Raw genomic sequence first — 18,936 nt, 5'->3', positions numbered from 1 at the left:
CCGTGCGAGGAGACGCCGACCGGCTGCTCGAGGACATCATCCGCGAGATCGTGGGCGATGCGGCCGCGGAGACCGTGTCGAGCCTGCAGCAACCGCGCACGCGCACGGGTTCGCCGCCACTCGACGAGCCGCTCCGATACTCCGCCCCCGGTGGGGCGGCCGACAGGAGTGATCGCGCCGCTGGCGAATCTGTCATGGATGCGGATGCCGAAACCGCGCAAGCAGGAGAGAATGGTGTGTTCGCGACCGAGGGGCCAGTCTCTCCGGTCTCACCCGCAGGAGTGGTGTCGCAGGCATCCACTCCGCCGTCCGGCGACGTAGCCCAAGCAGCCCAGACGAGCGCCGTGCCCGTCGAGCCATCGACGAGCTCGGTGCCTGATGCGACACCGAGCTACGACACCGCCCGCTTCGTCCCCGATGTTTCACGTGAAACGCACCAAGTCAACGGAGGAACTCCCCTGGCCGATCAGATCGCCGACGAGACACGTCGTCGGCTCGCGCTCGAAGAAGCGGTGCTCCCCCTGCCCCCGGCGACCCGCGTCTTCACGATCTCCAACCAGAAGGGCGGCGTCGGCAAGACGACGTCCGCCGTGAACCTCGCGGCAGCCCTCGCTCGTTCCGGCGCCAAGGTGCTCGTCGTCGATCTCGACCCGCAGGGCAACGCATCCACGGCACTCGGCGTCGACCATCGATCCGACCAGCAGAGTGTGTACGAAGTGCTCGTCGCCGACCTCCCACTCTCGCAGGTCGTACGCCCCTCGACCGAGCACGAGCGACTCGACTGCGTTCCCGCGACCATCCACCTCGCGGGCGCCGAGATCGAGCTGGTCTCGCTGGTCGCCCGCGAGCAGCGGCTTCGCCGCGCGCTCGACGTGCACCTGGCCGAAATGGACGAACCGTACGACTACGTCTTCATCGATTGCCCGCCATCACTCGGCCTGCTGACGATCAACGCGTTCGTCGCCGCGCGCGAGGTGCTCATCCCCATCCAGTGCGAGTACTACGCGCTCGAGGGTCTCTCCCAGCTGCTCAGCAATATCGAGCTCATCGAGAAGCACCTCAATCCCGACCTGCGACTCTCGACCATCCTGCTGACCATGTACGACTCGCGGACCAACCTCGCGCAGCAGGTCGCGCAGGAGGTTCGCGACCACTTCCCCAAGCAGACGCTCGACACGATCATTCCCCGATCCGTGCGCGTATCCGAGGCGCCGAGCTACGGGCAGAGCGTGATCAGTTACGACTTCGGATCGACCGGATCCCTGTCGTACCGCGAAGCCGCCGCTGAGATCGCCTGGCGCGGTGCATCCGAATCCAAGGAGTCCAACTGATGGCCACCAAGCGAACCGGTCTCGGTCGAGGCATCGGCGCCCTCATCCCCACCGACGACGCGCCCCGCGCGAACCGTCCGGTCGACGTCTTCTTCCCCGATTCGGATGCCCCGGCTCCCGCCATGGCAGCGGTCGAGGTCGCTGCGAACGCGGAGGGCCTCGTCACGGTTCCCGGCGCGCGGCTCATGCACCTCGACCCCGACGACATCGTGCCGAACGCCGCCCAGCCGCGCAGCGTCTTCGATCCGGAGGACCTCGCCGAGCTCGTCCACAGCATCCGCGAGTTCGGCGTGCTGCAGCCGGTCGTCGTGCGCCCCCACCCAGACCTGCCCGACAAGTACGAACTCGTCATGGGTGAGCGCCGTCTCCGGGCCACGAAGGCCGCCGGGCTCGACGCAATCCCTGCGGTCGTCAAGGACACCGCCGACGAGGCGATGCTTCGCGACGCGCTGCTCGAGAACCTGCACCGCTCCCAGCTCAACCCGCTGGAAGAGGCATCCGCCTACCAGCAGCTGCTCGCCGACTTCGGCATCACGCAGGAGGAGCTCGCGTCCCGCATCGGTCGCTCTCGACCGCAGATCTCGAACACGCTCCGCCTCCTGAAGCTCCCCGAGGCGGTGCAGCTCCGGGTCGCAGCCGGCGTCCTGAGCGCCGGCCACGCACGCGCGATCCTCGCCACGGGGGATCCCGAGGCGATGCAGCGTCTCGCTGACAAGATCGTCAACGAGGAGCTCTCGGTGCGCGCCGCGGAAGCGATCGCCGCCGCAGGGCCGAAGCCCGCCGCCCGCCCCAAGCCCGCGGCAGGAAAGCGACAGGACTTCCTCGACGACCTCGCGACGCGCCTGGGCGACCGGCTCAACACCCGGGTCAAGATTGCACTCGGTGCTCGTAAAGGCCAGATCAGCATTGATTTCGCTACAGTTCAGGATCTTCGTCGGATCCTCAACGACCTCGGCGAGGAGCTCGAAGGGGTCTAGAGACGGGGCATCCGATCCCCACGACCTGGCCCCAGGAACTGGTGGAGACGATGCCGACGGCCGATTCCGATCGGCGCGGCGCTCCGGAGCGCGCGGCTCGATGCGACGGGGCGGCGCGCCTTCCGGCTCAGCCGCGGGCGAGCGCCGCGCGCACGAGCGCGTCGTAGACGGTCGGTGCGTCCGTGTCGGACGCCTCGATGGCCAGGGGGACGAGCGAGGTCTCGGTGAGTCCCGGAAGCACGTTCGCCTCGAGGAACCACGGACGACCGCTCCCGTCGACGATGAAGTCGACGCGCGAGAGGTCGCGCAGGCCGAGCGTCTCGTGGGCGAGCACCGCGGCATCCGTCACGGCCTGTACCGCCGCCTCGTCGAGACGGCAGGGTGCGTAGAACGTGGTCTCCCCCGCGTTGTACCGCGCTTGGAAGCTGTACACGCCGTCGGTCGGCTCGATCTCCACCGCCGTGAGTGCGCGCGGGCCGTCGCCGGAGTCGATCACGGCGATGGCGATCTCGGAGCCGACGATGCGCCGCTCGACCACCGCGACATCGGCGTACGTGAAGGCGTCGACCATCGCTCGGGGTAGGTCGTTCGGATCGCCGACGATCGTCACGCCCTGCGCCGATCCGCCGGAGCCGGGCTTCACGACGAGATCGCCCTCGAGCGCCTGCCGTACGACGCGAAGCACGCTCGCGGCGCCGAGTTCGCGGAACGCCTCGTGCGACAGCACGATCGACTCCGGCACCGCGATGCCGGCACCGGCGACGATCGAGCTCGCGACGGGCTTCGACCAGGCCCGCCGTGCCGCGGCGCCCGACGAGCCGACGGTGGGCACCCCGAGGGCCGCCAGGAGCTCGAGCAGGGATCCGTCCTCACCGCTCGACCCGTGCAGTGCCGGGAACACGACGTCGGGCCGGCGCTCCGCGAGGAACGGCAGGAGACCGGCATCCGGATCGCGCAGCTCGACGCGGTGCCCGGCGGCGATGAGCGCGTCGGCGACACGACGGCCGGATCGCAACGAGACGTCCCGTTCGTGCGAGATGCCACCCGCGAGGACGACGACGTAGAGACCGGTGGAATCGCTCATGATCAGGGTTTTCTCCACTACTTGAGGTCGGTGGGCGGCGCGGCCTCGATGCCCGGCCGATCGGGGAGCTGGAGCGTGCCGGTGCCGGCGAAGGTGTCGAGCAGGTCGAGCTCGCCGTTCACCACGGTCGCCAGTCGACGGATGCCGAGCCGGATCGCGTCGGGCGTCGGGTAGCAGAACGACAGCCGCATCGCGTGGCGACCTCGCCCGTCGGCGAAGAAGGCGGTGCCCGGCGTGTACGCCACGAGCTCCCGAACCGCGCGCGGCAGCATCTGCTTGGAGTCGAGCACGTCGGGCATCGTGACCCAGACGTAGAACCCGCCGTTCGGGTTGGTCCACGAGAGCTGCGGCAGGTACTCCCCCAGCGCTTCGATCATCGCGTCCTTGCGCTCGCGATACACCCCGCGGAAGGTGTCGATCTGGCCGCGCCAGTCGGCCTGCGACAGGTACTCCGAGACGGCCAGCTGGCTGAACGAGCTCGGCGAGAGGATCGCCGACTCGGCCGCGAGGATGAGCTTCTCGCGGATGGCGTGCGGCGCGAGCGCCCAGCCCACCCGGAATCCGGGTGCGAGGGTCTTCGAGAACGAGCCGAGGTAGATGACGCCTTCGGGGTCCATCGACCGCAGTGCGTTCGGCGCCGGCTCGTCGAAGTGGAGGAGACCGTAGGGGTTGTCCTCGAGCACGAGGATCTCGTTGGAGCGGCAGATCTCGAGGATCTCGGGTCGCCGCTCGGCAGAGAGGGTCACGCCGGCGGGGTTGTGGAAGTTCGGGATCGTGTACAGGAACTTGATGCGCCGCCCCTGGCCGCGCAGGTACGAGATCGTCTCGCGCAGCGCTTCGGGGATGAGTCCGTGCTCGTCCATCGCGACGTGCACGACGCTGGCCTGGTACGACCGGAACACGCCCATCGCGCCGACGTAGCTCGGCGCCTCGGCGAGCACGACGTCGCCCGGGTCGAGGAACAGCTTCGCCACGAAGTCGAGGGCCTGCTGCGATCCGGTCGACGTCACGACGTTGTCGACCGACCCGCGGATGCCCTCGAGCGCCATGACCTCGAGGATCTGCTCGCGCAGCGCGGGGATGCCCTGGCCGGAACCGTACTGCAGCGCGACCGGCCCTTGGTCGCGCATGACGCGCTCCATGGCCTGTGTGATCAGGTCTTGCGGCAGAGCCGAGACGAACGGCATTCCCCCCGCCAGCGAGACGACCTCGGGGCGCGAGGCGACGGCGAACAGGGCCCGGACCTCGGACGCGGCGAAGCCGGCGGCTCGCTCGGCGTAGTTCGCGTACCAGGGGTCGAGGTTGTTGCCGGTCCGCTGGGGGACGCCGTCAGAGGTCACTGCGATTTCCGTTCTGCTCAGGATTCTCATGGTAGTCACCGTGCGAGGACGGTGACGCGGATGCGGCGACGCAGCGTCATCCGCAGTGCATGCCGCTCGCGGCATCCGTCGGTCGCCGCGCCCGGAGAGCGTGAACGACCAGCCCGGGTACGCGAAAGACCCGCCCGGGTACGCGAAAGACCCGCCCGGCGTGCGCCGGACGGGTCTCGATGCGTGAGGCCGCCGACTAGTGGATGTAGGCGGCGAGGTCGGCCTCGAGTGCGGGCTTCGGCTTGGCGCCGATGACGGTCTTCACGACCTCGCCCTTCTCGAAGACCTTGAACGCGGGGATCGCGGTGATCTGGTACTTCATCGCGAGGTTCGGGTTCTCATCGACGTTGAGCTTGACGATGTCGAGCTTCTCGGAGTGCTCCGAGGCGATCTGGTCGAGGATCGGGCTCACCGCGCGACACGGGCCGCACCACTCGGCCCAGAAGTCGACCAGGACGGCCTTGTCGTTGTTGAGGACCTCCTGCTCGAAGGTGGCCTCGGTCACTGCGCGTGCAGTCATTTGCGTTCTCCTTTTGCGTGAAGCGTGAAGCGTGCGGGGTAGGGCGGATGTCGCGAGGCGGAACGCGCCGGAGCGGTCAGTTCACCTCGGCGAACCGGGCGATGGCGGCGGCCTCCTCGGCCGCTTCGGACTCGGACTCCGCCTCCTCGGGCGACGAGGTGTCTTCGAGCGCGGCCAGGTAGTGCTCCGCGTCGAGGGCGGCGACGGTGCCCGAGCCGGCGGCGGTGACTGCCTGCCGATAGAACGGGTCGATCACGTCGCCCGCGGCGAAGACGCCCGCGACCGAGGTGCGCGACGAACGGCCGTGCACCGCGATGGTGCCCTCGGGGGTGAGGTCGAGCTTGCCGTGCACGAGGTGGGTGCGGGGGTCGTTGCCGATCGCGACGAACAGGCCGTCGAGGTCGAGCGCGCGCACGTCGCCCGTGACGGTGTCGCGCAGGGTGACACCGTTGACCTGGCCGTCGCCGTGGATCGCGGCGACCTCGGAGTTCCAGATGAACTCGATCTTGGGGTTGTCGAATGCACGCTGCTGCATGATCTTCGACGCCTTGAGCGAGTCGCGGCGGTGGATCACGTAGACCTTGTCGGCGAAGCGGGTGAGGAAGGTCGCCTCCTCCATCGCGGAGTCGCCGCCGCCGACCACGGCGATCTGCTTCTCGCGGAAGAAGAACCCGTCGCACGTGGCGCACCACGAGAGGCCGTGGCCCGAGAGGACCTCCTCCTCGGGGAGGCCGAGCTTGCGGTATGCCGAGCCGGTCGCGAAGATGAGCGACTTCGCCTCGTGCACCTCACCGCTGCCGAGCTCGACCCGCTTGACGGGGCCCTCGAGCTCGAGCTCCACGACGTCGTCGTAGACGACCTCGGTGCCGAAGCGCTCGGCCTGCGCCTGCATCTTGCCCATCAGGTCGGGGCCCATGATCGCCTCGGGGAAACCGGGGAAGTTCTCGACCTCGGTCGTGTTCATGAGCTCGCCGCCGATCTCGACGGAGCTCGCGATGAGGAGGGGCTTCAGCTCGGCGCGAGCGGCGTAGATGGCGGCGGTGAAGCCGGCCGGTCCCGAGCCGATGATGATGATGTCGCGCAAAGCCGCTCCTGTCGTCTGTGTGATGCCCGCGGCATCCTACCCACCGGACGCCACGACAAGGTGAACACAGTCTAGGCGGCGCCTATTCCGCGTTCCTGAGGGCGTGCGGCGTGCGCTCAGGTTGGCCCGCCGGGGCCCGAGGCGGCGCCGATCGTGGCCGCCGCCGGTCCGTCGGCAGTCTGTCACCGGGCGTCACGGATGCCGCGGAGCGGTCGGCATCCGCCGGTCACCGTCGTCGCAGGCGCGCCACGACCGGCTCGGCGAACCCGCGCAGCTCGGGCGAGCGCAGGAGCCACAGGATGCCGAGGTAGAGCACGGCCATGACGGAGCCGATGATCGCCATCGACACGATCGCGCCGACGCGGCTGCCGATCGCGAAGCCGTCGTCGCGGAACCCGCCGAGCGCGATGAGCAGGCCGACGCCCGCGGCGATCGGCAGGATCACGGCGGCGAGGTCGCGCAGGAGGCTCACGACCACGCGCTTGCCGTCGAGGCGGGCGAGCGGCCGACGCAGCAGCACCACCGCGAGGATCAGCTGCACCGTGGTGGCGATCGTCGTCGACAGCGCGACGCCCACCGCGATCCACTCGACGGGGAGCAGGGTCGAGGCGAGCGCAGCGAGGGTGAACACGATCACCTGCACGAGGGTGAAGACGAACGGGGTGCGCGTGTCGCCGAGCGCGTAGAACGTGCGTTGCACGACGAACAGGATGCTGAAGCCCACGAGCCCGATCGCGAACGCGATGATCACGTTGCCGAGCGCTGAGGCGTTCGCCAGGTCGCCGGGCTGGAAGACCGCCGCGAAGGGGTATGCGATCACGACGAGCACGGCAGTCGCGAGCATGAGGATGAGCGAGACGCCGCGGATCGCGCCCGAGAGGTCGTCGCGCACGAGGTCGAGCTTGCCGTCGCGCGCGTGCTCGCTCATGCGTGTGAAGTACGCGGTGGCGATCGACACGGTGATGACCGAGTGCGGCAGCATGAACACCAGCCAGGCGCTGTCGATGGCCGCGATCGATGCGTCGTCGCCGGATGCGAGGCTCACCACGTTCGTCTGCACGATGCCCGCGAAGGTCGTGAGCAGCAGCATGCCGAAGGTCCAGCCGGCCATGCGGCCTGCCGCTCCGAGGCCGACCCCGCGCCACCGGAAATCGGGCCGGTAACGAAGCCCGATGCGGCGCCAGAACCACAGGAGCACGAGCGCCTGCGCCGCGATGCCGAGCGTGGCGGATCCGGCGAGCAGCGCGATCATGCCCGGCGTCCAGTCGCCCGGCGGACGTTCGCCCGTGGCGTCGAAGCCGAACGCGAGGCCGAAGACCACGAGCCCGGCGAGGGCGACCACGTTGTTGAGCACCGGGACCCACGTGAACGGGCCGAAGCTGCGGCGTGCGTTGAGCACCTCGCCGAGCAGGGTGTACAGGCCGTAGAAGAAGATCTGCGGCATGCACCAGAACGCGAACGCGGTGGCGAGCTGGAGCGTCGAGTCGGGGAGCCGACCGCCGTAGATCCATGCGAGCACGGGGGCGAGCGCGGTCGCCACGACGGTGGCGGCGCCGATCACGACGAGCGCGAGGGTCAGCAGCTTGTTGATGTAGGCGCTGCCGCCGTCGGCGTGGGCGCTCGCGCGCACGATCTGGGGCACGAGCACGGCGCTCAGCACGCCGCCAGCGACGATGACGTACACGGTGTTGGGCAGTCCGTTCGCGACCGCGAACGCGTCGGCGCTCGCGGATCCCACCACGCCGATCGTCGCGGCGAGCACGATCGCCTTCACGAAGCCGAGCACGCGGGAGACGATCGTGCCCGACGCGAGGAACATGCTCGCGCGGGCGATGCGGTCGTCAGCCATCTCGGGGGTTCTCCAGGGGTCGGTCGGGCGACGGGGCGGTATCGGTATCGGTATCGGTATCGGTATCGGTATCGGTATCGGTATCGGGATCGGTATCGGGAGCGGTGGCGGTGGCGGTGGCGGCTTCGGGCTCGGTTCCGGATGCCGCGGCGTCGGCGTCGGCGGCATCCGCACCGCTCGCCTCGGCGGCCTCGGCGCCCTCGGACCCCTCGCTCCGGCGCCGGCGTCGACGGACGATGTTGCGCCACAGGCCGACGCCGAACACGATCACCGCGATCGTCGCGAGGATCGTGGCGCCCAGACCCTCCCAGTCGGCATGCACGTTGGCGGGGATGAGCACGGGATCGCCCACCGGGGTGTCGTCCTGCGCCGTGAGCGACACCTCGAGCGACACCTCGCCGTTGCCGACGCCCGCCGCGACCGGCACCACCACCGTGCTGCGCGACTCGGGCTCCACGGTGACGTCGACGGGCTCCTCCACGATGAGGCGGCCGTTGGTGGGCTGCACGTGCACCACGACGTCGACCTGGTAGGGCAGCGAGTTCTGCACGGTGATGGGAATCCCGGTCTCGCTCGCGACGACGAGCACGCTGCTCGACGGGACGACCGAGACCCCGTTGGTGATCGCGCGCTGGTCGATGAGCCACGTGCCGACGGCGCTCGTCCACTCCTCGCCCTGCGGAATCCATGCGACATCGAGCAGTGACAGCAGTTGGCGCCGCGTCGGCGCGGTGAGGACCGTGGGATCGTCGAGCACGGCCGAGAACTCGTCGACCGACCGCTCGGCCTGCAGCATCCGGTCGACGTTCGAACGCCGCTGGTCGTCCTCGGGCAGGTCGATGAGGGTGCGGGGCGTCGGAGGCGCGCCGATCGCGTCGGTCAGCGTCGCCGGCGTCGACCACGGCACGCCGTTGATCGCGTCGATGGTGGCCTGCACGCGCTCGGCCTTGTCGCCGGCCGAACGGTCGAACGTGGCGAGCAGCGTGACCGGCTGCGCCGCCCCTGCGTCGCCGGCCGCCACGGCGAGCTCGGCGAGGAGGCGACCGGTGCTGCTGCGCCACTCGGTGTCGGATGCCGCGGCCGCCGCCTGCCGGAGGGCGCCGGTGACGCGACCGTCGGCCACCACCGCAGTGGAGCCTCCGATCGTCGACGCCGCGCTCACGAGTGCGTCGGGCGATGCGACGTTGGCCGGGCCGAGGATCGTCGTCGTGAGGCCGGCACCGGCGAACCAGCCCAGGTTGTCGCTCGCGACGGTGGCGTCGGCCGGCCACGCGAGATCGGTGCGGGTGTACGACCAGTCGAGCAGGGCGGCGTCGTCGGGGAGCGTGGTCGGCATCGGCGTGGCCGTCGCGGCTCCGCCCGTGGCGTCGGCGCCGTCGGCGGGCGCGGCGAAGTCGCCGGGGTCGAGTGCGTCGTCGAATGAGATCGGCTCGAGCGGGGCGTCGAGTCCGAGCTGGGCCTGCACCGCGAGGTCGGCGTCGCCGTACTGGAGTGGGAAGATCTCGTTGGGCAGCGCGGCGAGTCGCTCGAGCCATGCCACGGCGGATGCGGGTGCCGAACTGCCGAGGGCGCGGATCGAGGCGATGATGCGCGGATCGACGCCGATCGCGACCGACCGATCGCCCAAGGCGTCGAGCTGCCGGGTGAGCAGGCCCGCGGGCGCCGTCCAGGTCTCGAGAAGGTCGGCGGGCAGTAGACCCGTGGATTGCGCGGGCACCGTCAGGGGAGCGGCGAGGGCGAGCCCGACCGGGGCGGATGCAGGAGCCGAGGCGCTCGCCAAGGCAGCCGTTCCCGTGGCGAGCAGCTCGCCGTCGACCTCGAGCTCGGCCGCGACGCCGACCACCGCGGCCTCGGCGTCGAAGGCCCCGGCCGGCACGGGGATGCGCACGGTCGCCGCCGATCCGGGGAGGATTCCGCGCACCTCGGCACGTCCGACCTCGGTCGATGCGGGGGCGTCGCCGGAGTCGCCTGCGCCGAGCGTGGACCACGCGTCGATGCCCGCCGTTCCATCGAGGGGATCGTCGGACACGAGGAGCCGCAGCATCCCGGCCGCCAGCGGTTCCGCCGTGTCGTTCGCGACCTCGACCGCCATCTCCTGGGCTGCGGTGGTGGTGACGTCGGCGGCGTCGGCGGGGGCGACGCTGATGCGGATGCCCGGCTCGGAGTCGTCGGGAGCGGCGGTCGCGGTGGTGGTGCGTGCCGCGGATGCCTCGGGGTCGCCCGCCTGGGCCCCGGCGATCGCGGCACCCGCGCCGACGGAGCACCAGACCACCGCGGCGGCCGCGAGAACGGGGACGATGAGTCGGCGGAGTCGACGCACAGGGTTCGACTCGGCCGTCATGCACGCGATTCTACGGCGTGGCACCTGCGCCCCTGATCCGTCTCCACGGCCCACCTCCGCCGCCACGCCCACGGGACCCGCCCGCTTAACATGGACGGATGCAGAGTGTCGCGGCGGCCCTCGACCGGCTGGGTGAGCTGGCGGCTTCGCCGACCGTCTCAACCCTCGCCTCGGCATTCGAAGCCGCGGGCCATGAGGTCGCCCTCGTCGGCGGCCCCGTGCGCGACGCGTTCCTCGGTCGGCCCACCAACGACCTCGACTTCACGACGGATGCCACGCCCGACGAGATCCTCGCGGTCGTCAAGCCGATCGCCGAGGTGCACTGGGACATCGGCCGCGCGTTCGGCACCATCGGCGCGAAGGTCGCCGGAGAGACGGTGGAGATCACCACGTATCGCGCCGACTCGTACGACGGAGCGTCCCGCAAGCCCGAGGTCGTGTTCGGCACGAGCCTCGACGAGGACCTCACCCGCCGCGACTTCACCGTCAACGCGCTCGCGTTACGGCTGCCTCGACTCGAGCTCGTCGACCCGTCCGGCGGCATCGACGACCTCATCGCGAAGGTGCTGCGCACCCCGGCGCCGCCCGAGGTCTCCTTCGGCGACGACCCCCTGCGGATGCTGCGCGCCGCGCGATTCTCGGCCCAGCTCGGCTTCGAGGTCGAACACGCCACGCGCGAGGCCATGACGGCCCTCGCGCCCGAGATCGACCGCATCTCCGCGGAGCGGGTGCGCGATGAGCTGTCGAAGCTCCTGCTGACCGCGGCGCCGCGCGGCGGCATCCGACTGCTCGTGGAATCGGGCCTCGCAGAGCGGGTGCTGCCCGAGATCCCGGCCCTGCGCCTCGAGGTCGACGAGCACCACCACCACAAGGACGTCTACGAGCACAGCCTCACCGTGCTCGACCAGGCCATCGACTACGAGCTCGCACGCGGCAAGCTCGACTCCCCCGACCTCATCGTGCGCCTCGCCGCGCTGCTGCACGACATCGGGAAGCCCGCGACGCGGCGCCTCGAACCGGGTGGGGTCGTGAGCTTCCACCACCACGACCTCGTGGGCGCGAAGCTCGCGAAGAAGCGCCTGCGCGCGCTGCGCTTCGACAACGACACGATCAACGCGGTGTCGCGCCTCATCGAGCTGCACCTGCGCTTCTTCGGCTACACCGACGGCGCGTGGTCCGACTCGGCGGTGCGCCGCTACGTGCGCGACGCGGGCGACCAGCTCGAACGGCTGCACATCCTCACGCGGGCAGATGTGACGACGCGCAACCGGCGCAAGGCCGACCGGCTCGGATTCGCGTACGACGACCTCGAGGAGCGCATCGCGAAGCTCGCCGAGGAGGAGGAGATCGCGGCAGTGCGCCCCGAGCTCGACGGTGCCGAGATCATGGCGGCGCTCGGCATCCGCCCCGGGCCGGTCGTCGGCGAGGCCTACCGCTTCCTGCTCGACGTGCGGCTCGACGAGGGGCCCATCGGCGCGGATGCTGCGCGCGAGCGCCTGCTCGCCTGGTGGGCGCAGCGCGACCCCGCCTGATCCGGGCCCGGCGGCGCGTCACTTCGCGACGTCTCCGTGTGCGATCCGTGCGGTCTGCGGCGCGAAGTGACGAGTTCGGCGGCGGACTCGTCCTGCACGCGGCGGGACCCACCCCGCGATCCCACCGGAAGCGCGGCGCCGCGTCATCCGTGTTCCCCTCGCCGTGAGGCTGGTCGCGTGTCCGACTTCGACCCTGATGCGCGCCCGCTCGAACTCCGCCTCGCCGGTGCGCCGGGCGCGATGTCTGCGCGCACCCTCCAGCGACGTGCATCGAGCGGGGAGCTGCAGCGCGTCCGTCGTGGCGTCTATGCAGCGGCAGACGAGTGGAGCTCCACGTCGTCGGCCCATCGCGCTCGCTCGGCGCTCGGGGCCGTCGTGGCCAAGAGGGCGCAACGCCCCGTGCTGTGCGGCGAGTCCGCCGCGCTGATCTGGGGCCTGCCGCGACTGGGGCGCTGGCCGATCGAAGCGCAACTCGCCGACACCCGGCGCAGCCGGCCTCGTTCCCGACACGGCGTGCGCTGGATCCAGGCGGAGTTCGATCCCGCCGAGATCGTGGAGCTCGACGGCTACCTGCTCACCGACCTGCGCCGCACGCTGGTCGACGTCGCCCGCACGAGGTCCTTCGCGAATGCCGTCGTCGCGCTGGACCACGGGACCAAACGGTGGGTGCTGCTTCCGACGGGCATCGAGGTACCGGGGGTCGGCCGAGCGGCGCTGCTGGATCGCCTCGACGGATGCGGATCGGGACGCGGCATCCGCGGTGCTCGAAGTGCGATCGGGTTCTCCGACCCGGCGGCGGCGAATCCCGGCGAATCGCTCAGCGTGCGGGGAGCGGGTGCGGGGTTCGGGAGTGCGCGGGCGGAGCGGAGCGGCGCCGAAGTGCGCCGGCACGCGGCATCCGCTATGCTGTCAAGGTTGCCCGTGTGCCGCATTGCGCGGCCTCCACGACGCGACGTATGCACAACCCTCCTGCTGCAGAGATCCTGCAGCCGTTTGAGTCCGAAGGAGGTGGGTTAGTCATGCACCAGTACGAGCTGATGGTCATCCTCGATCCCGAGATCGACGAGCGCACCGTTGCTCCCAGCCTTGACAAGTTCCTCAACGTCATCCGTAACGATGGCGGCACCGTCGACAAGGTCGACATCTGGGGTAAGCGTCGTCTGGCCTACGAGATCAACAAGAAGAACGAGGGCATCTACGCCGTCGTCGACTTCACCGCCGAGTCCGCGACCACCAACGAGCTCGACCGCCAGCTGAACCTCAGCGAGGCAGTCATGCGCACGAAGGTGCTCCGCGCCGAAGAGGCGATCGCCCAGGTCGCCGCGCACGCCAAGGCCGAGGAGGCGAAGGCCGCCAAGAAGGCCGCCGCGTCCGCGAAGGCTGCAGCCAAGAAGGACGCCTAGTCCCCATGGCCGGCGAGACCATCATCACCGTGGTGGGCAACCTCACTGCAGATCCCGAGCTGCGTTACACGCAGAACGGCCTGGCGGTTGCCAACTTCACCATCGCGTCCACTCCCCGCACGTACGACCGTCAGTCGAACGAGTGGAAGGACGGTGAAGCGCTGTTCCTGCGCGCGAGCGTCTGGCGTGAATTCGCCGAGCACGTCGCCGGATCACTCACCAAGGGTTCCCGGGTCATCGCTTCCGGGCGTCTCAAGCAGCGTTCCTACGAGACGAAGGAAGGCGAGAAGCGCACCACCATCGAGCTCGAGGTCGACGAGATCGGCCCGAGCCTGCGCTACGCCACCGCGTCCGTGACGCGCGCCCAGTCCAACCGCGGTGCGGTCGGCGGCGGTTCCTTCGGCGGCGGCCAGTCCGACGACGCGTGGGCACCCAGTGCTCCTGCTGCCTCGTCGGGTGGCGGCGACGTCTGGAACACGCCGGGCACGAGCTACGGCGACGAGACCCCCTTCTAACATTCGGCGGTTCGGAGACGGTCGCTGAGCGATCTCCTCGATCCGCAATTCTCAAGACAGGAAGACCAATGGCTGGAAAGAGCAGCGGCGACCGCCGCAAGCCGAGCCGCGGGAAGGGCGCGAAGAACGCCGCCCCGGCGAAGTCGATCAAGGTCGGCGTCATCGACTACAAGGATGTCGCGACCCTCCGCAAGTTCATCTCGGAGCGTGGAAAGATCCGCGCCCGTCGCATCACCGGCGTTTCCGTGCAGGAGCAGCGCCTCATCGCCCGTGCGGTGAAGAACGCGCGCGAGATGGCGCTCCTGCCCTACTCGGGCTCCGGCCGCTAAGGAGCACGACCATGGCAAAGGTAATTCTCACGCACGAGGTCACCGGCCTCGGCACCGCAGGTGACGTGGTCGAGGTCAAGAACGGCTACGCCCGCAACTACCTCGTCCCCCAGGGCTTCGCGGTCGCATGGACCCGCGGCGGCCAGAAGCAGGTCGACTCGATCAAGGCGGCCCGCGCCGCCCGCGAGCTCCACTCGCTCGAGGACGCCCAGGCACTCAAGGCCAAGCTCGAGTCGGCCAAGGTCAAGCTGGCCGTCAAGGCCGGCGTCGGCGGCCGCCTGTTCGGCTCGGTCAAGACGGCGGATGTCGCGGCAGCGGTCGCAGCGGCCGGCCTCGGCGAGGTCGACAAGCGCAAGATCGAGATCCCGACCCCGATCAAGTCGGTGGGCGAGCACGAGGCGACCGTTCGCCTCCGCGACGAGCTCTCGGCGACGATCACCCTCCAGGTGGTCGCAGCGAAGTAGTTCGCACGCACGCGCGAAGCGGCGGCGGGCCCTCACGGTCCGCCGCCGCTTCTGCGTTCCGGGGGGTGTCCTCGTGTACCCCGTATGCGTTCGCATCGGCGGCTCCGACCGGGCGGAGAGCCCTCTCCGCATACACCTCGTACGGCTGGCTTCGCAAGTCCGCATTTGAGCGGTTTCTCACATGGTTGTACACAGGTGAGAAACCCGGTTCCGTGGAATCTCAAAGAAGTTTTCCCCCACAGGTGTGGAATCAGGAAATGCCAGTTCAGATCAGAATTCAACTCGTGTAATTCACATGAATTCCACAGTTCTCCACAGGCGGAGTGCACACATTCGACGGCGTTTCGCCCAGATTCTCCCCAGAGTTATCCACAGGCCGGGTTGTGCTGTGCAGAGGGCTTCCCTATGGTGAGTCAGCGCCACCCGATCACGTCCCGCACCGGCCCGCCGAAGCGCCGGTGTCGGCAGTCGGTGATATGCCTTGAACCAGGGCACGGCGCACTCGCGCGCGAATCGGAAATCGGAGGTCATCGAGTTGTCGATCGCACACATCGGGCTCGCTGACACCTACGACGACGAAGGGGCCCGGCGCGGCGAACGCACCCCTCCGCACGACCTCCTCGCAGAGCAGAGCACCCTCGGCGGCATGATGCTCTCGAAGGACGCGGTCGCCGACGTGATCGAGACGTTGCGCGGCGTCGACTTCTACGTGCCAAAGCACGAGGTGGTCTTCAACGCGATCCTCACCCTCTACTCGCACGGCGAGCCCACCGACGTCATCGCCGTCACCGACGAGCTCACCAAGTCGGGTGAACTGCAGCGGGCCGGCGGTGTCGAGTACCTCCACACCCTCACGAGCCTCGTGCCCACGGCGGCGAACGCGGGGTACTACGCCGAGATCGTCGCCGAGCGTGCACTCCTGCGCCGCCTCGTCGAGGCCGGCACCCGCATCGTGCAGATGGGCTACGCGGGCGAGGGCGAGGTCGTCGAACTCGTCAACAACGCGCAGGCCGAGATCTACGGCGTCACGGGCTCGGTCGAGACCGAGGACTACGTGCCCCTCACCGACGCGGTCACCGCCGCGATCGACGAGATCGAGGCGGCCAAGCACACCGACGGCAAGTTCACGGGCGTGCCCACGGGCTTCGCCGACCTCGACGACCTCACCAACGGATTCCACCCGGGCCAGATGATCATCGTCGCGGCGCGTCCCGCCATGGGCAAGTCGACCCTCGCACTCGACTTCGCGCGTTCGGCGGCGATCACCCACGACCTGCCCACGATCTTCTTCTCGCTCGAGATGGGGCGCTCCGAGATCGCCATGCGACTGCTCTCGGCCGAGGCATCCGTGCCACTGCAGAACATGCGCAAGGGCACGGTCGACGGCCGCGACTGGACCACGATCGCGTCGACGCGAGGCCGCATCAACGACGCGCCGCTCTACATCGACGACTCCCCCAACATGACCCTCGTCGAGATCCGCGCCAAGTGCCGCAGGCTCAAGCAGCGCGTGGGCCTCAAGATGGTGGTCATCGACTACCTGCAGCTCATGACGAGCGGCAAGCGCGTCGAGAGCCGCCAGCAGGAGGTCTCGGAGTTCTCACGTGCGCTCAAGCTCCTGGCAAAGGAGCTGCAGGTGCCGGTGCTCGCGCTGTCGCAGCTGAACCGTGGCCCCGAGCAGCGTGCCGACAAGATGCCGGCCCTCTCCGACCTGCGCGAGTCGGGTTCGATCGAGCAGGACGCCGACATGGTGATCCTGCTCCACCGCGAGAGCGCCTACGAGCGCGACAGTCCCCGCGCGGGCGAGGCCGACCTCATCGTGGCGAAGCACCGCAACGGCCCGACGCGCACCGTGACTGTGGCCTTCCACGGGCACTTCTCCCGGTTCGCGGACATGGTGCAGGTCTAGCGCCTCCGTCCACGGAGCGACCGTCTTCGCCTGTGACCACATCGGGGGTTGCCGCCCCGGCCGAACCAGAGTAGTTCTGGCGCCAGGGAGGCGCGTCGGCATGAGCAGCACCAGGATCACCGCGTCAACGGGCGCCGAGGCGTCGACGGCTGACCGGCCGAGACCGTCGGCGGCGGCGCACGTCGCGGTCGGCGCAATCGCCGGGCTGGCCTGGGCGGCGGCCTTCCGGGGCTTCATGGCCGGTCTCGCAGGCGGGGCATCCGCCTTCGACTGGTATGGCACGTACGTCGCGATCCTCCTTCCCGGCGTCATCGCCGGAGTCGGACTGGGTTGGGCGGAGTACCTGCGACGAACGGGCGGGCGCCCCCACTGGCGGTGGCTCGCCCTCTCGGTGCTCGCCTTCACCGTCGCCCCGCTCACGATGCCGGGTGCGTTCGAAGCGCTGTTCACCCAGGGGCTGGGCGGCGGAGCGATCGCGGTGCCCCTCGCCGCGCTGGCCGGGGGGTACGCGCTCGCGCGGAACGGCCCGCTCTGGGCGCGGATCGGCTGCGGCATCCTCGCGGCCCTCGTGCTTGCGGCACTCGCGGCCCTTCCGTTCGGCGACGCGACGAGCCGACTGGCACACGACCTGCCACGTGGCGTCTGGGTCGCCACCCTCGCCGCCTCGTGCTTTGCGGTGCTGTGCATCGCGTGCATGATCCCCTTCCGGCGCGTCGATCGAGTCCGGATCCCCCCGAGAGGCGACCGAGCATCCGGTTGAATCCGGGATCGTCGGTCCAGTACCTCGGCCGCGACCCATCCCGCCTGCGTCCGCATGCCGCCGGGTGCTGTGCGAGTTCCGCGGGGTGAAAGATCCGCGGATGTTTCCGTCCGGATCGGACCGAATCGTGGAGCGGGGCGCGCGGCGCGACGTAGGGTGATCCCACGTGCAGCAGCGCCGCGCACCCGGCTCCCGGAGTCCGCGCACCGCTGCACTCGGTGTGAGAGGAGCAGCATCCGTGAGAGTCGGCATCGCCCAGGAGCGGCGTGAGGGAGAGCGACGCGTCGCCGCGACCCCCGAGACGGTGCGGCAGTTGGCGTCGCTCGGGCTCGAGGTGCAGGTCGAGCGAGGTGCGGGCGTGGCATCCGGATTCGCCGACGGCGCGTACGCCGAGGCCGGTGCGGAGCTCGTCGACCGCCTCGATCCGGCCGTCGTCGACGTGCTCGCCCATGTGCGGCCGCTCGAGCCCGAGCAGCCCGGTCGGCTTCGCCCCGGCACGATCACGGTCGGCCTCGCGTCCCCGGCGAGCGAGCTCGGCACGGTGGTGGCGCTCGCCGAGGCGGGCGTGACCGCCTTCGCCCTCGAACTCGTGCCGCGCATCTCCCGCGCGCAGTCGATGGACGCGCTCACGAGCCAGGCGCTCGTCGCGGGCTACCGCTGCGTGCTCGAGGCGGCGATGCGGCTGCCCCGGTTCTTCCCGCTCTTCATGACCGCGGCGGGCACGATCCCGCCCGCCACCGTCGTGGTGCTCGGCGCGGGCGTCGCGGGCCTGCAGGCGATCGGCACCGCGAAGCGCCTCGGAGCGCGGGTCTCGGCGAACGACGTGCGCGCGGCATCCGCCGACGAGGTCGCATCGATGGGCGGCACGTTCATCGACCTCGACCTCGATGCGGCCGCCGATGCGGCAGGCGGCTACGCGAAGGAGCTCGGCGAAGACCGAGCGGCACTGCAGCGCCGGCTCCTCGCACCGCACATCGCGGCGGCCGACGTGCTCATCACCACCGCGGCGATCCCGGGCCGTCCGGCGCCGCTGCTCGTCACCGCCGACATGGTCGCGGCGATGAAGCCCGGCTCGGTCGTCGTCGACCTCGCCGCCGAGTCCGGGGGCAACGTCGAGGGCTCGGTCGCCGGCGAGGATGTCGCCGTCGCGACCGCCGACGGCCTCGGCACGGTCACGATCGTGGGCATGAAGGATGCCGCGTCGCGGATGCCGTCCGACGCCTCCCGCCTCTACGCCAAGAACGTCGCGAACCTCATCGCCCTCATGACCGTCGACGGCGCGGTCGCCCCCGACTTCGACGACGAGGTCGTCGCCGGCGCGTGTCTCACCCACGGCGGCGAGGTGCGGCACGCCCCCACCGCGGCCGCCATCGCCGACGCGCTCGCCGAGGCGGCCGACGAGATGGCGCCGCCCACCGACGTCGCGCCGCCGGCCCCGCCGGCCCCTCCGGCCCCGCCTGCGCCGCCG

General features: G+C 70.2%; 16 protein-coding genes and 1 pseudogene. 11 read left to right on the top strand and 6 right to left on the bottom strand.

What is annotated here, in order from left to right; translation table 11 throughout:
• Positions 1 to 458 precede the first annotated feature (458 nt).
• Both EDM22_RS11805 and EDM22_RS11800 read left to right on the top strand, forming a co-directional pair.
• The gene (locus EDM22_RS11805) at positions 459 to 1,331 is read left to right on the top strand and encodes a ParA family protein (RefSeq protein WP_245989341.1); all 873 of its coding nucleotides are present in this window, start codon (positions 459 to 461) and stop codon (positions 1,329 to 1,331) included.
• The gene (locus EDM22_RS11800) at positions 1,331 to 2,308 is read left to right on the top strand and encodes a ParB/RepB/Spo0J family partition protein (RefSeq protein WP_122937252.1); all 978 of its coding nucleotides are present in this window, start codon (positions 1,331 to 1,333) and stop codon (positions 2,306 to 2,308) included. The genes EDM22_RS11805 and EDM22_RS11800 overlap by 1 nt, the downstream gene beginning before the upstream one ends.
• 127 nt (positions 2,309 to 2,435) lie before the next feature.
• On the opposite strand, the gene EDM22_RS11795 is transcribed toward EDM22_RS11800, so the two are convergent.
• From EDM22_RS11795 to EDM22_RS11770, 6 genes and pseudogenes are all read right to left on the bottom strand, one after another.
• A complete protein-coding gene (locus EDM22_RS11795; RefSeq protein WP_122937275.1) occupies positions 2,436 to 3,392 on the bottom strand; it encodes a D-alanine--D-alanine ligase family protein in 957 nt (318 codons plus the stop codon).
• 17 nt (positions 3,393 to 3,409) lie between these two features.
• The gene (locus tag EDM22_RS11790) at positions 3,410 to 4,732 is read right to left on the bottom strand and encodes an aminotransferase-like domain-containing protein (protein WP_376917959.1); all 1,323 of its coding nucleotides are present in this window, start codon (positions 4,730 to 4,732) and stop codon (positions 3,410 to 3,412) included.
• Between the two features lie 226 nt (positions 4,733 to 4,958).
• Positions 4,959 to 5,288 (bottom strand): annotated as a pseudogene (trxA, locus tag EDM22_RS11785) (thioredoxin); the annotation flags it as partial.
• A gap of 70 nt (positions 5,289 to 5,358) precedes the next feature.
• Positions 5,359 to 6,366 (bottom strand): thioredoxin-disulfide reductase, encoded by a 1,008-nt coding sequence (gene trxB / locus EDM22_RS11780; protein ID WP_122937249.1) that lies wholly within the window; start codon positions 6,364 to 6,366, stop codon positions 5,359 to 5,361.
• A gap of 226 nt (positions 6,367 to 6,592) precedes the next feature.
• Entirely contained in the window at positions 6,593 to 8,215 is a 1,623-nt protein-coding gene (gene murJ / locus EDM22_RS11775; protein ID WP_122937248.1) for a murein biosynthesis integral membrane protein MurJ, read from the bottom strand.
• Positions 8,208 to 10,556 carry a DUF6049 family protein gene (locus EDM22_RS11770; protein ID WP_122937247.1) on the bottom strand — a complete coding sequence of 783 codons (2,349 nt, stop codon included), beginning with the start codon at positions 10,554 to 10,556 and terminating at the stop codon, positions 8,208 to 8,210. The genes murJ and EDM22_RS11770 overlap by 8 nt, the downstream gene beginning before the upstream one ends.
• A gap of 98 nt (positions 10,557 to 10,654) precedes the next feature.
• Between EDM22_RS11770 and EDM22_RS11765 the strand changes: the two genes are divergently transcribed.
• From EDM22_RS11765 to EDM22_RS11725, 9 genes are all read left to right on the top strand, one after another.
• A complete protein-coding gene (locus tag EDM22_RS11765) occupies positions 10,655 to 12,088 on the top strand; it encodes a CCA tRNA nucleotidyltransferase (RefSeq protein ID WP_122937246.1) in 1,434 nt (477 codons plus the stop codon).
• Between the two features lie 177 nt (positions 12,089 to 12,265).
• Positions 12,266 to 13,105, top strand: a complete 840-nt coding sequence (locus EDM22_RS11760; RefSeq protein ID WP_122937245.1) for a type IV toxin-antitoxin system AbiEi family antitoxin domain-containing protein — start codon at positions 12,266 to 12,268, stop codon at positions 13,103 to 13,105.
• 2 nt (positions 13,106 to 13,107) lie between these two features.
• Entirely contained in the window at positions 13,108 to 13,491 is a 384-nt protein-coding gene (rpsF, locus tag EDM22_RS11755) for a 30S ribosomal protein S6 (RefSeq protein WP_122937244.1), read from the top strand.
• Positions 13,492 to 13,496: 5 nt separating this feature from the next.
• Positions 13,497 to 14,006 carry a single-stranded DNA-binding protein gene (locus EDM22_RS11750; RefSeq protein ID WP_122937243.1) on the top strand — a complete coding sequence of 170 codons (510 nt, stop codon included), beginning with the start codon at positions 13,497 to 13,499 and terminating at the stop codon, positions 14,004 to 14,006.
• 68 nt (positions 14,007 to 14,074) lie between these two features.
• The gene (gene rpsR / locus EDM22_RS11745) at positions 14,075 to 14,335 is read left to right on the top strand and encodes a 30S ribosomal protein S18 (protein WP_056727560.1); all 261 of its coding nucleotides are present in this window, start codon (positions 14,075 to 14,077) and stop codon (positions 14,333 to 14,335) included.
• An 11-nt stretch (positions 14,336 to 14,346) separates the two neighbouring features.
• Entirely contained in the window at positions 14,347 to 14,799 is a 453-nt protein-coding gene (rplI, locus tag EDM22_RS11740; RefSeq protein ID WP_122937242.1) for a 50S ribosomal protein L9, read from the top strand.
• A gap of 535 nt (positions 14,800 to 15,334) precedes the next feature.
• Positions 15,335 to 16,708: a replicative DNA helicase gene (gene dnaB, locus EDM22_RS11735; RefSeq protein WP_122937274.1), complete on the top strand. Its 1,374-nt coding sequence runs from the start codon at positions 15,335 to 15,337 to the stop codon at positions 16,706 to 16,708.
• 100 nt (positions 16,709 to 16,808) lie between these two features.
• Positions 16,809 to 17,468, top strand: a complete 660-nt coding sequence (locus EDM22_RS11730; protein WP_245989339.1) for a hypothetical protein — start codon at positions 16,809 to 16,811, stop codon at positions 17,466 to 17,468.
• Between the two features lie 238 nt (positions 17,469 to 17,706).
• Positions 17,707 to 18,936 (top strand): Re/Si-specific NAD(P)(+) transhydrogenase subunit alpha (locus EDM22_RS11725; protein ID WP_122937241.1); only part of this gene is annotated, 1,230 nt, incomplete at its 3' end.

It is taken from the genome of Agromyces tardus, from assembly GCF_003710805.1.
Taxonomy (GTDB): domain Bacteria; phylum Actinomycetota; class Actinomycetes; order Actinomycetales; family Microbacteriaceae; genus Agromyces; species Agromyces tardus.
Note: the sequence above shows the minus strand (reverse complement) of the source record. Positions and strands in the feature narration are given on the sequence as shown.